This window comes from Streptomyces chattanoogensis (assembly GCF_001294335.1).
Lineage (GTDB): Bacteria > Actinomycetota > Actinomycetes > Streptomycetales > Streptomycetaceae > Streptomyces > Streptomyces chattanoogensis.
The window spans coordinates 27,944-39,773 of record NZ_LGKG01000136.1; the positions used below are offsets into that span (position 1 = coordinate 27,944).

General features: G+C 70.3%; 14 protein-coding genes. 11 read left to right on the forward strand and 3 right to left on the reverse strand.

Going from position 1 to position 11,830, the window contains the following annotated elements:
• The first annotated feature begins 87 nt into the window (after window positions 1–87).
• The 9 genes from ADL29_RS17245 to ADL29_RS17285 all read left to right on the forward strand — a co-directional run bounded on the left by ADL29_RS17245 (window position 88) and on the right by ADL29_RS17285 (window position 7,127).
• Entirely contained in the window at window positions 88–360 is a 273-nt protein-coding gene (locus ADL29_RS17245) for an acyl carrier protein (protein ID WP_053924528.1), read from the forward strand.
• On the forward strand, window positions 357–620 hold the full coding sequence (locus tag ADL29_RS17250; protein ID WP_053924529.1) for a hypothetical protein: 264 nt from the start codon (window positions 357–359) through the stop codon (window positions 618–620). The genes ADL29_RS17245 and ADL29_RS17250 overlap by 4 nt, the downstream gene beginning before the upstream one ends.
• The gene (locus ADL29_RS17255; protein WP_053924530.1) at window positions 595–1,746 is read left to right on the forward strand and encodes a beta-ketoacyl-[acyl-carrier-protein] synthase family protein; all 1,152 of its coding nucleotides are present in this window, start codon (window positions 595–597) and stop codon (window positions 1,744–1,746) included. The genes ADL29_RS17250 and ADL29_RS17255 overlap by 26 nt, the downstream gene beginning before the upstream one ends.
• Window positions 1,743–2,285: a beta-ketoacyl synthase chain length factor gene (locus ADL29_RS17260; protein ID WP_107095001.1), complete on the forward strand. Its 543-nt coding sequence runs from the start codon at window positions 1,743–1,745 to the stop codon at window positions 2,283–2,285. Before ADL29_RS17255 ends, ADL29_RS17260 begins: the two co-directional genes overlap by 4 nt.
• Entirely contained in the window at window positions 2,282–2,815 is a 534-nt protein-coding gene (locus ADL29_RS17265; protein WP_053924532.1) for a hypothetical protein, read from the forward strand. The genes ADL29_RS17260 and ADL29_RS17265 overlap by 4 nt, the downstream gene beginning before the upstream one ends.
• Window positions 2,816–2,900: 85 nt before the next feature.
• Window positions 2,901–4,355: a DHA2 family efflux MFS transporter permease subunit gene (locus tag ADL29_RS17270; RefSeq protein ID WP_063788482.1), complete on the forward strand. Its 1,455-nt coding sequence runs from the start codon at window positions 2,901–2,903 to the stop codon at window positions 4,353–4,355.
• Window positions 4,352–5,374, forward strand: coding sequence for an AurF N-oxygenase family protein (locus tag ADL29_RS17275; protein WP_053924534.1), 1,023 nt, complete (start codon window positions 4,352–4,354; stop codon window positions 5,372–5,374). The genes ADL29_RS17270 and ADL29_RS17275 overlap by 4 nt, the downstream gene beginning before the upstream one ends.
• Window positions 5,375–5,422: 48 nt before the next feature.
• Window positions 5,423–6,148 (forward strand): 3-oxoacyl-ACP reductase FabG, encoded by a 726-nt coding sequence (gene fabG, locus ADL29_RS17280; RefSeq protein WP_053924535.1) that lies wholly within the window; start codon window positions 5,423–5,425, stop codon window positions 6,146–6,148.
• Between the two features lie 31 nt (window positions 6,149–6,179).
• Window positions 6,180–7,127, forward strand: a complete 948-nt coding sequence (locus ADL29_RS17285; protein ID WP_063788483.1) for an alpha/beta hydrolase — start codon at window positions 6,180–6,182, stop codon at window positions 7,125–7,127.
• 247 nt (window positions 7,128–7,374) lie between these two features.
• On the opposite strand, the gene ADL29_RS17290 is transcribed toward ADL29_RS17285, so the two are convergent.
• The gene (locus ADL29_RS17290) at window positions 7,375–7,947 is read right to left on the reverse strand and encodes a helix-turn-helix transcriptional regulator (protein WP_053924537.1); all 573 of its coding nucleotides are present in this window, start codon (window positions 7,945–7,947) and stop codon (window positions 7,375–7,377) included.
• Between the two features lie 311 nt (window positions 7,948–8,258).
• On the opposite strand from ADL29_RS17290, the gene ADL29_RS17295 reads away from it, so the two are divergent.
• Complete coding sequence (locus ADL29_RS17295; protein ID WP_157878512.1) at window positions 8,259–8,693, forward strand: hypothetical protein; 435 nt, start codon at window positions 8,259–8,261, stop codon at window positions 8,691–8,693.
• A gap of 110 nt (window positions 8,694–8,803) precedes the next feature.
• Here ADL29_RS17295 and ADL29_RS17300 read toward each other — a convergent pair whose 3' ends face one another.
• The gene (locus tag ADL29_RS17300; protein ID WP_053924539.1) at window positions 8,804–10,525 is read right to left on the reverse strand and encodes an acyl-CoA dehydrogenase family protein; all 1,722 of its coding nucleotides are present in this window, start codon (window positions 10,523–10,525) and stop codon (window positions 8,804–8,806) included.
• A 68-nt stretch (window positions 10,526–10,593) separates the two neighbouring features.
• Window positions 10,594–11,157, reverse strand: coding sequence for a PadR family transcriptional regulator (locus tag ADL29_RS17305; protein ID WP_053924540.1), 564 nt, complete (start codon window positions 11,155–11,157; stop codon window positions 10,594–10,596).
• A 195-nt stretch (window positions 11,158–11,352) separates the two neighbouring features.
• Here ADL29_RS17305 and ADL29_RS17310 point away from each other — a divergent pair, with 195 nt between their 5' ends.
• Window positions 11,353–11,772, forward strand: coding sequence for a DUF779 domain-containing protein (locus ADL29_RS17310; protein ID WP_053924541.1), 420 nt, complete (start codon window positions 11,353–11,355; stop codon window positions 11,770–11,772).
• Window positions 11,773–11,830: the final 58 nt, after the last annotated feature.

Sequence of the window (11,830 nt, forward strand, 5' to 3'; positions counted from 1 at the left end):
GAACACATCCCGAAGCATGTGCGAACGCAGCATCGTGCGCATGCCTCACCTTGTGAACGCATCACCTTGTGAACAACGGAGGCGTCAATGAGCGACACCATAGGCGAGTTCGTCCTGAGCACCCTGGGCGAGCTGAACTACGACACGAGCGGGGTCACGGACACCACGCCCCTCGGCGACGGTGGTCTGGAACTGGAGTCGCTGTCGCTCGCCGAGATCGCGATGCATGTCGAGCAGCAGTACGGGGTCCAGTTCGACGACGAGGAGCTGGAGAGCATCGGCAAGCTCACCTTCGGCGAGTTCGTGAAGGTGATCGGCGAGCGCTCCACGGGCCCGGCGGTGACGGAGCAGACGGCGTGACCGCTCAGGCCCCGCCGACCCTGGACGATCTGGTCACGATCCTTGCCTCGTACGGCGACCGGCCGCCCGGCGAGGTGCCGGACCGGGTCGATTCGCTGGAGCTCGCCTGGATCATCCACACGATGGAGGAGCGCTACGACGTGGAGCTCGATCTCGATGACGTCCAGCTCGCGCGCATGGTGACGCTCGACAGCGTGCTGGACGTCCTCGCGGCGGCCCTGGGGGGTGAACCGCATGACAGCCCCGCGGCCCACCGCTGAGCGCGAAGCCGTCGTCGTCACCGGAATGTCGGTGACGACCGCCTTCGGGCGGGGAACCGGCGCGCTGCGCGAGGCACTCGCGGCCGGGAAGCCGGCCTTCGGCGAGGTGACCCGGTTCGATGTGAGCCGCCGGCGCGCCAAGCGGGCGGCCCACCTGCCGGGCGCCCCGGTGCTGGTGGACGAACTGACCGATCTCCTGGCACAGGCGGCCGGGCAGGCGGGTCTGGACGCCGAAGCGGTCGGCGGGACACCGCTGCTCTTCGCGCGGCACAGCGATCCCTCCTGGCCGCGACAGCCTCAGGAACGCCAGGCGGACTGCCATGCCGCCGCAACGGGCAGCACGCTCGCGGCCCGCGCCGGGCTGCGGGACGCCCGCCGCACCTACACCAACGCCTGTGTGGCCGCGAGCACGGCGCTGGCCGATGCGGCGGCGCTGATCGCGTCCGGTCGTGAGGAGCGGGTGGCGGTGGCCGCCGGCTACCTCGTCGACGAGGACGTCTTCTCCCTGTTCGACGCGGGCCGTGCACTCGCCGACGACGGCGCTCTGCGCTCCTTCAGCGCCGGCCGCCGGGGGCTGCTGCTCGGTGACGGGATGGGCGCCGTGATCCTCGAGTCGGCGTCCGCCGCCGAGCGCCGCGGTGCCCTGCCGCTGGCGGGGCTGCTGGGCTGGGGCCGGGCGGGCGACGCCTACCACGTGTGCCAGCCGCATCCCGAGGGCCTCGGTATGGCCCGTGCCCTGTCCGCCGCGATGGCCCGCGCGGACCGTGCCCCCGAAGAGGTCGACTACCTCAACGCGCACGGCACCGGCACCTCGTACAACGACTCCGCGGAGGCCGCGGCCATCCACCGGGCGTTCGGGGCGTATGCACCGGAACTGCCGGTGAGTTCCACCAAGTCACTGACCGGACACACCCTCGAGGCCTCCGGGATCGTGGAGTTCGCGGTGTCGGTCCTCGTCCTCCAGGAGGGACTGCTTCCCGTGAACGCCGGCTACACCGGCCAGGATCCGGCCTGCCGGCTGAACCTTGTGACGGACGCACCGCGCAGCCTGAAGGCCCGGACCGTGGTGTCCCTCAACGCCGCCTTCGGCGGTGCCAACACGGCTCTGGTTCTGGGGGCGGTATGACCACGACACAGGTGTGGGAGCGGGCTTTCTGGCCGGCGACGGAGAGCGAGGCGGCCCAGGGGCCGCGCAAGCTTCCCGGCTTCGTGGTGTCGTCGTTCAGCCCGCTCGTGGCCGAGGTCGCGGACCGCTGTCTGCGCGCGCAGTACGGCGAGCCGTCCGCCGCGGCGGACGACGGCGCCCGTACGGCCGTGGTGCTCGTCAGCCGGCTCGGCGACTTCGCCACCGACCGCGCGGTGGCCAAGGCGGTGGACGCCGGACGCCCGGTGCAGCCCCTGCTGTTCTTCCAGTCCGTGCCCAACTCGGTGATCGGGCATGTGACCACCCAGTGGCAGCTGCTCGGGCCGGTGGTCTGCTTCAGCCCGGAGGGTGATCCGGAGGAAGCCGCGCTGGAGTACGCCGATCTGCTCTTCGCGGACGGCGAGGCGGACCGGGCGCTGCTCGTCGTGGTGGAGCTCGCGACCGAGGAGGGCGCGCACGGTTCGGCGTCCGCGCTGCTGGTCGCTCCGGAGGACCGGCCGACAGGAGGCGAGCAGCCGTGACCGCGCAGGAAACCGAGAAGCTCACCAAGACACCGGTCGCGGAGCTGGAGAACGAACTCACCGAGGCGCTGCGCCAGTTCTGGTGGCTGCACGACGCCCGCTGGTACCAGGGCGTCAAGAAGCGCTTCGGCCAGGAGGTCGCCAACGAGATCAACGCGGAGGCGCTCAGGTTCGTCGGCCGGCGGGTCGGCTCGTGGTACGCGGACCGCGAGGGGACGCCCGATGCCTGCTCCGCCGCCGCGTTGCAGACGGTGATCGAGGGAATCACCAGGATCATGACCAACGAGGGGATGATGCGTTCCCATGCGGAGCCGGATCCCGACGGGGGGCCGGGCGTCCAGACGGTCATCACCGAGCACTTCGCCCTGAGGATGCTGCGGGCCGCGCGCTCTCTGGAGGGGTACGACTGCCCCTGTCTCGACATGCGGGGCGGCTGGTTCGAAGGGCTCGGTGTCGAGGTCCGCGACGAGAACAGGGAGTGCATGCGGACCGGTGGAGCCGTCTGCCGGTTCCACACCGAATCCGTGTAGCGCAAGATCCGTACCGCGCAAGATCCGTACAGCGCGAGACCCCGTACAGCGCAAGAACCGTGTAGCGCAAGGAGTTGTACCGTTCATGACCGACAGGCTTGCTCCGGCAGATTTACCCGACCGTCCTGTGTACGCACGCCCGGGGCTGACCCTGCTCGCGGCCTGCGGCGCCGCGTTCATCGCCTTTCTCGGCGTCTCGGTGGTGTACATAGCCTTTCCCGAGCTGCCCAAGAGCTTCCCCGGCTCGTCGCTGTCCTCGCTGTCCTGGGTCGTCAGCGGGTACACGGTCGTCTTCGCCGCCGCGCTGGCGCCGATCGGGAAGATGGCCGATGTCATCGGTCTGCGCACGCTGTTCCTGGTCTCGGTGACCGGGTTCACCGCCGCCTCGCTGCTGTGTGCGCTCGCGCCGACCGCGGAACTGCTGATCGCCTTCTGTGCGCTGCAGGGGCTGTTCGCGGCGGGCATGATCCCGTCGTCGCTCGGTCTGCTCCTGGCGTCCCGGTCGCCGCAGCAGCGGCCGAAGGCCATCGGCCTGTGGGGCGCCAGCTCCTCGGCGGCCGCCGCGGTCGGGCCGCCGCTGGGCGGGTTCCTGGTGCACAGCTTCGACTGGTCCGGTGTGTTCCTGGTGAACGTGCCGCTCGGCGCGCTCCTGCTGATCCTGGCGTGGCGGGTGCTGCCCAGGGTGCCCAGCGAGCGCGGCGGCGTCCCCGACATGATCGGCATGCTGGCGCTGATGCTCGGCGTCGGCGGCCTGGTCGCGGGTCTGACGAAGGGCAGCACCTGGGGCTGGGGCAGCGCCGCGTTCCTGGGGACGACCCTGGGCGGCGCCCTGCTGCTCGGGCTGGCGGTACTGCGCTCGCGGCGCCACCGTGTCCCGGCGCTCCAGCTCACCTTGCTGCGCACCCGTAAATTCGCGGTGGCCAATGCGACCTTTGTGCTCTTCGGCGCGTCGATGTACTGCTGGCTGATCGCGGCACCGCTGTTCACCACCGAGATCTGGCACTACTCGCCGCTGTCGGCCGGACTCGCCCTGACGCCGGGCGCGGTGCTGTCCGTGGCCGCGTCCGTGCTGGCCGGGCGGATGCCCCGCAAGTACCAGCGCGCGGTGGTCGTGGCCGGCGCGCTCATGGTCGCCGTGCAGTGCGGAATCTGGGCGCTGGCCCTCAGGTCCACGCCCGACTACCTCGTGGTGTGGATGCCCGCCAACGTGATCGGTGGCGTGGGTATCGGTGCCGTGATGACGACGCTGTCCTCGGCGGCGGCCGGGGCGCTTCCGCCGCAGCAGTTCGCTGCCGGTTCCGGTATGGCGATGACCTCCCGTCAGGTCGGCGCGGCCCTGGGAACGGGCGCCTTCGCGGCGCTGACGGCGGCGCTGGGCGGTCCCGGACTCGGGGCTTTCCGGCTGGTGTTCCTGGTGTGCACGGTGCTCTCGGCCCTGGCCGGAGTCATCGCCCTGTGGCTGACGGATCCGGCGGAGCGGACCGCGACGGCGCCCGCCGCACCGGTACCCGTACCCGAAGTGCAAGGAGAATCACGATGAGCAGTCGGGCGCCCGAAGAACTCACCGGTGTCCAGTCCCCCGAGCTCCCCGCGTACGACCCGGACGACCAGGCGGAGAACGCCGTGATCGCCCGGCTCGCCGGGAACTGGCACCGCCGGGCCGCGGTGAAGCGCGAAGAGCCCAACCTGGCCGATCTGTTCGAGCTGGCGCGGGACGACTACCCGGAGCGGATCCTCCCGTTCCGGGACCACCCCACCTTCCGGGCGCTGCCGCCCGAGGACCGTGCCCGCCTGCTGAGCTGGGCGTGGATCTCGTACAACCGCACCACGGTGCTGCTCGAGGGGCAGATCGTCAATCCCGCGTTCCAGCTCGGCCTGGACGGTGAATTCCCGCAGCCGGTGAGCGAGTTGATGCAGCGTAGCCTGGCGCAGGCCATGGTGGACGAGCAGTACCACACCCTGATGCACCTCAACGCCAGCGCCGTGACCCGGCGCCGGCGCGGGGAGGCGTTCGCCGACGCCGCGCTGCCCAGGCCCCTTGTCGTACGGGAGCACGAGGCCCGGCTCGCGTCCTGTGCGAACGAGCGGGAGCGCCGGCTGACCACGCTCGCCTTCGCCACCGTGGCCGAGATATCCATCAACGCCTATCTGAACCTGATAGCCGACGACAAGGAGATCCAGCCGGTCAACAGCGCCACGGTCCGGATCCACAACCGTGACGAGTACTGCCACGCCTCGATCTCCGCGGTGCTGGCCGAGCAGGTCCACCACGCCCTGGACGACGGCGAGCGGCGGTACTTCCTCCAGTCCCTCGTCGCCGGTCTCGAGGCCTTCGTCGGCAACGACTTCATGGCCTGGCACCGCATCATGGACGAGACGGGGATCCGCGGCGGTCACGAGATGCTCGACGACATCCAGCACGCGGGCGGGCGCAAGCGTCTGGTGCAGGACTTCTCCGGGCTGCGGAAGCTGGTCGAGAGCCTGGACGCCGTCGACGACCTCGACTTCGACTGGTCCCGGAGCGTCACCGGCTCCGACGCCGTCTCCCCCACCCGCTGACCCCCAGACCCCACCTTCAGACACCCAGACCCCCGGGAAACCGCAACCATGAATCACTCGACCGGACAGCCGGCCCGTACCGTGCTCGTCACCGGCGGCAACCGCGGCATCGGCGCGGCGATCGCAGCGGCCTTCGTCGCCCAGGGCGACCGCGTCGCCGTCACCCACCGGGGTTCCGGCGTCCCGGAGGGGGCCCTCGGTGTGACGTGCGATGTCACCGACACGGCCTCCGTGGACGCCGCCTTCACCGAGGTGGAGGAGAAGCTGGGGCCGGTGGGCGTCCTGGTGGCCAATGCCGGGATCACCGCGGACGGGCTGATGATGAGGATGAAGGAGGAGCAGTTCCTGCGCGTGCTGGACACCAACCTCGCCGGTGCCTGGCGCTGCGCACGGCGGGCGATCACGCCGATGCTCCGGGCCCGCCAGGGACGGATCATCCTGGTGTCCTCGGTGGCCGGTCTGCACGGCAGCGCCGGCCAGACCAACTACGCCTCGAGCAAGGCGGGTCTGGTGGGCCTGGCCCGCTCCGTCACCCGGGAGTACGGCGCGCGCAACGTCGTCGCGAACGTGGTGGCCCCGGGCCTGATCGACACGGACATGACCGCGGCCCTGTCGGAGGAATCGCGCCAGGAGAAGGTCGGCGGGATCCCCATGGGCCGCAGCGCGAGTGCGGAGGAGGTGGCCGGCGCGGTGACCTGGCTCGCCGGACCGCAGGCCGCGTATGTGGCCGGTGCCGTGATTCCCGTCGACGGCGGCCTCGGAATGGGACACTGACGCCTCACCGCCGCAGTTCCGAAGAAGGAGTATGTCTGTGTACGTTCATCCGGATCTCGAGCCGGTGCTGGCGGGCTTACCGGAGCGCAGCATGTTCGGCGACATCCCCCGGGCCCGGGAGGGGATGCGCAGGGCGATGTCCACGCGGGCCCCGTACGACGATCCCCGGCTGTCCATCGAGGACGCCGTCGCCACCCCTGCCCCCGGTACGGACGGACCCGAGGTGCCGGTCAGGATCTACCGCCCGGTCGGTGCGGAAGGCGCGCTGCCGGCGGTGCTCTTCTTCCACGGCGGCGGATTCATCCTGGGCGACCTGGATTCGGGCGACCGGAACTGCGCCGACATGTGCGTCGGGACCGGCGCCGTGGTGATCGCCGTCGACTACCGGCTGGCCCCGGAGCACCCCTGCCCGGCAGCGCTCACGGATGCCTGGACGGCGCTGCGCTGGACTTCCGCCCGTGCGGCGGAGCTCGGGGTGGACCCCGGACGCATCGCGCTCTCCGGGCACTCGGCGGGGGCCTGCCTCGCCGCGGGTCTCACGCTGCGCGCCCGCGATGAGGGCGGCCCCGCCATCGCCTTCCAGCAGCTGCTGCTGCCCGCCCTCGACGACCGGCCCGACGGCGGCTCCCGTGCGGAGATCGACGACCCCCGGGTGCTCAACGGAGCCTCGGTGGCGCAGCTCTGGGAGATGTACCTGGGTTCCGGGTCCGCCGAAGCACCGGCGTACGCCGTCCCCGCGCGGGCGACGGACCTCTCGGGACTGCCGCCCGCCTATGTCCAGGTGGCGGGTGCGGACCCGCTGCGTGACGAGGGAGTGGCCTACGCCCGGCGGCTCATGGAGCACCAGGTCGCGGTGGAACTCCACTTCGTCCCCGGTGCGTTCCATCTCTTCGAGGACTGGGCACCGGCCACGGAACTGGCCCGCTCCACCGTTGCGCACTGGACGCGTGCGCTCCGGGACGCGCTGGACGGAAAGTGAAGGGTCAAGCCAACGGAATTTCCCCTTCCGCCACCGGGAGGTTTTCCGACGGATGACAGGAACAGTGAATTCCGTATCCCTTGAACCATTGCCCATACCCATGCGCATGCCCGTGCCCGTGCCCATGACGCGCAGGGAGTTTTCATGGATTGCGGTTGCGGATTGCGGAACAATACGTTCCGGCCGGAATTTCCTTCCGGCCGGAACGAGGCGAACGCCCGGTTGTACTCGGCGAGTTCAGCAGTACTCAGCTGGCACGGGGAGCCGGCTGAGGCAGTGCCTTGTTCACCGCGTCCATACGGGACCGCGCATCGAGCTTGGTGAAGATGTTCCGCAGATGACGCTTGACCGTGCCCTCGGAAATGGAGAGCAGCTTGCCGATCTGACGATTGCTGAGCGCCCGGGCGACATGTTCCAGGATCTCCATCTCCCGGCTGGTCAGGGACGCCCACCCGGTCTCGCGTGCCGTCGCCGCGGCGGCTGCGGCCTCGGGACCGGCATCGTTCGCCGTCCCGCCGGTCGCCTGCGAGGTGTCTTCCTTGCCGTTACCGCACCCCACCGCCCGTTCGGCCTCGGCGGCGGTGTGTCCCGACGGCTTCTGCAGGACTCCGACCCGGTTGCGAAGGCGGTCGGTCGAGTCTCCGCGCAGGTAGTAGCGGTGAATCATTCCCGAGGGCAGGGTTACGCTCAGACAGGCGCCGGCCTCCCAGTCGAACGATTCCTTTCCGGCCGGATCGACCAGAACGAGTCCTCTCGCCCCCTCGGCCAGCCGCTCGGTCGGTTGCACCAGCAGTTCCCGGTACTTCTCGTACCGACTCATGTGATCCTTCCCCCGCAAGTGAATCCGGCATCTGCCACCAGATGCTTTCAAAGCAATAATGGCGCTCCTGTCGCATCCATGGCGTAAGTAACCTACGGTACTGACAAAGAATGGCCGACGCGTGCCTATGGGTGGCTCAACTCGATATGGCGTTCACGAACTTGTGATGCGACGGGGGTTCTTTTCCGGCCAGACGCGTACGGACTCTTGACCGGCGGAGGCGGTCCGCTCGGCAGCGGGGGCGGCGGCCCGACCCAACGCCACGGAAAAGCCGGTGACATGGCGATATCGCCGCCCGTACGGTGCCGGTCATGACGACCGCACCGACCGAACGACTCGCCCGCCCGGTACGAGGGGTGAAGGTGCACTCCCCATGGAACGTCGGCGCGTGCGTGCCGACGTTCGGCAGGGTGGAGCTGGACTTCGAGCCGCTGCCCGCGGGGGTGGCCTCGACCGTCGAGTTCGCCTGCACCGCCCGGCCCGAACCGGCGCCGGAGTTCGAGGAGTTCCTCGTCCGGGGCGTGCTGCAGGAGTTGGCCGCCGAGAACACCGAGGACCCCGAAGCCCACCGGGGCGCCGCGGTGAACGCCCGGGTCGTCGTGCGCGCCATGTCCTGGCACTGGGTCGACACCTGCGAGATGGTGTTCCTCCGCCTGGGCGCCCTCGCCGTGCGCGAGGCGCTGCGCTGTGTGGCGGAGGACCGTGAGCCGCAGCTGGTGGAGCGGCGGGTCAGGCTGTTCTTCTGAGGTCGGCGGCCGGCGACAACGAAGGCGCCGGGCGTCCAGGGCCCCGTCCGCAGGGGCCCCGGACGCCCGGGGTGACTCCGTTATTACGGCTATTACGGCTGTTACGACTGCTACGGCGCCATCTCGTACGCCCCGGCCAGCGCCTCCACGCGCTCCCAGACGCGCGCCGAGCGGGCATCGTCGACGACCGGGCGCCGGACCGCACCCAGGGCCCAGCGCTGCTGCTCCTCGGTGGCGGAGCCCTTGCCGTGCAGCTCGACGGCGTGCGCGGAGAAGTCGCGGACGAGGACGGCGAAGAGCTCGTCGAGCACGTCCTCCGGCAGGCCGGTCAGGCGGGCCTGCTCCAGGATGAGCTGGCCGTGCACGACCAGCGCGAAGAGCTGGCCGACGGCGAGCAGCAGGTCGAGGTCGCGGCTCTGCTCCTCACCGGGGGCGGCGGTGGTGACGAACTCGCACAGGGCGTCGGCCTGCTCACGGAAGCGGGCGACGTTGGGCACCTCGGCATAGCCGTCGTAGGCGGTGCGCCAGTCGTGGAAGCGGATGGCGCCCAGGCCGCGGGCCGGTCCCTGCCGGAAGAGGAACGCGTCGTCGGCCGCGTCCTGGCGGGTCGGCACGGGCGCGTACTCGGCCGGGTTCAGCAGGTGGTTGCCCATGAACTTGAGGATCAGCGCGAGGTTGACGTGGACCGTGCCCTCCAGCTTCGGCAGGCCCCGGATCTCGGTGGCGGCCTGGGCGAAGTAGGTGTCCTTCTCGAAGCCCTTGGCGGCGATGACGTCCCACATCAGGTCGATGACCTTCTCGCCCTCGGTGGTCACCTTCATCTTCGTCATCGGGTTGAAGAGGAGATAGCGGCGGTCGTCGGGGCCGGCGGAGCGGAAGTAGTCGACGGCGCGGTCGCTGAACAGCTTCATGCCGACGAGGCGGACGTAGGCGTCGGTCAGCTCGCGGCGTACGTGCGGGAAGGCGGTGACGGGGCGGCCGTAGAGGATGCGGTTCTGCGCATGGGTGACGGCCTCGTACATCGCGTGCTCGCAGATGCCGATGGCGCCGGTGCAGAGGTTGAACTTGCCGACGTTGACGGTGTTGAGAGCGGCGTCGAAGGCGGCGCGGCCGGTGTGCAGGATGTCGTCGGGGCCGACCGGGTAGTCCTCGAGGCGGAATTCGCTGACGTACTTGGACGAGTCGACGACGTTCTTGACCAGGTGGTAGGCCGGGTGACGGCTGTCGGCGGCGAAGAAGACATAGCCGTCGGGGCCCTCGATGTCGGTGCGGCGGCCGAAGACGGAGACCAGTCCGGCGGCGTTGCCGTTGCCGATGTAGTACTTGGAGCCGCTGGCCCGGAAACCGCCGTTGCCGTCCGGCTCCAGCAGCATGTCGGTGGAGTAGATGTCGGCGCCGTGGGCCTTCTCGGACAGGCCGAAGGCGAACACCTCGCCCTGGGAGAGGAGTTCGGCCGCGCGGCGGCGGACCCCGGCGTTCTCGCTCTGCCAGACCGGGCCGAGGCCGAGGATGGTGACCTGCCAGGCGTACCAGTAGTCGAGCCCGTAGAAGCCGAAGATCTCGTTGAGGGCGGCGATCCGGGCGGTGTCCCAGCGCTTGTCCTGCTGCCCGTCGGCGGCGGAGGCCGGGGTGAGGAACGTCGCGAACAGCCCTTCCTTGGCGGAGAAGGCGAGGAAGTCCGCCAGCCAGGCACGGGAGCGGTAGTCCTCGATCAGCTTGCGCTTGCCGCGGGCCTCGAACCAGTCGACGGTGGCGCGCAGCAGCCTGCGGGTCTCGGGGTCGAAGTGCGCCGGGTCGTAGGTGCGCGGGTTGAAGAGCAGCGGGTCGGCCATGGAATTCGCCTTTGCAGTCGAGGGGTTGAGGGTTCGGTCGGAGTCGAGGGGTGGCGGGCGGAGGGGCGTCAGGTGGGTGACGGTGCACCGATCCGGTGGAGGGTGGCGAGTACGTCGTCGAGCCAGGCGATCGTCATCCGCTCGTACGCGATGCCGCCACGCAGTACGACATGCTGGAGCTCCTGGCCGGCGTCGAGCGCCCCGTCGGCCCCGGGACCGGTGAAGTCGCGCCGCTCCCCCGCGAGATAGTGCGCGAGCAGGTCGGAGTGCGTCCGGCGGTGCCGCTCGACCTCGCGGATCAGCGCGGCCGGATCGTCGAAGGCCGCGCCGCGGATCTTCACGGCGAGGTCGTGCCGGACGCTCTCCGGCTCGATCGGCTCATGAAGCCACCGGGAGAGGGCGGCCCGGCCGGGAGCGGCGACGGAGTACTCCTTCTTGTCCGGCCGGGCCTGCTGCGGCACCTCGCGGACATCGATCCAGCCGTCGCTCTCCATCCGCTTCAGGACGCGGTAGATCTGCTGGTGAGTGGCGGTCCAGAAGTGCCCGATCGAGCGCTCGAACCGCCGGGACAGCTCATAGCCGGAGCCCGGCTGCTCCAGCAGGGAGACGAGGATCGCGTGTTCGAGGGCCACACCCCGATCTTTCTATGCAACTCGTTGCATAAACAAGTGGCGGTGCCCGGGTGAGACACGGCTCACCCGGTGCAACCCCTGTGCAACGTCGCGCGGAGTTCACTGGGCCCCTACCCCTGTGACGGCTCGGCGAGAGGAGCGGCAGTGCACCGACAGGAAAAGGAATCGGAAACGGGGATGGCGGCGGGGACGGGGATGGCGTCGGGGGATCGTGCGGCCCCGGCGGCCGGCGGCCCGGCGGGCGCCGCGCGGATCGGCTTCACCGAGGCGGCCGGCGAGCTGCTGCGCCTGCTCCGCGACCGGCACGGACCGCTGATGTTCCACCAGTCCGGCGGCTGCTGCGACGGCAGCGCCCCGATGTGCTATCCGGCCGGCGAATTCCGTACGGGCTCGTCGGATGTGCTGCTGGCGCGGCTGGAGGTGGCGGGCGTACCGGAACCGGTGGGCTTCTGGATGGCGGCGGATCAGTTCGCGCGCTGGCGGCATACGCATCTGACCGTGGACGTCGTGCCCGGCCGGGGCAGCGGATTCTCGCTGGAGGCGCCGGAGGGGGTCCGCTTCCTGATCCGTTCGCGGTTGTTCACCGATGAGGAACGGGCCGTGCTCGGTGAGTGACGGTGCGCCGTTGAACGGGGCGGGCGGCGAGGTGAGACCCCGCGCACGGGGGAGAACG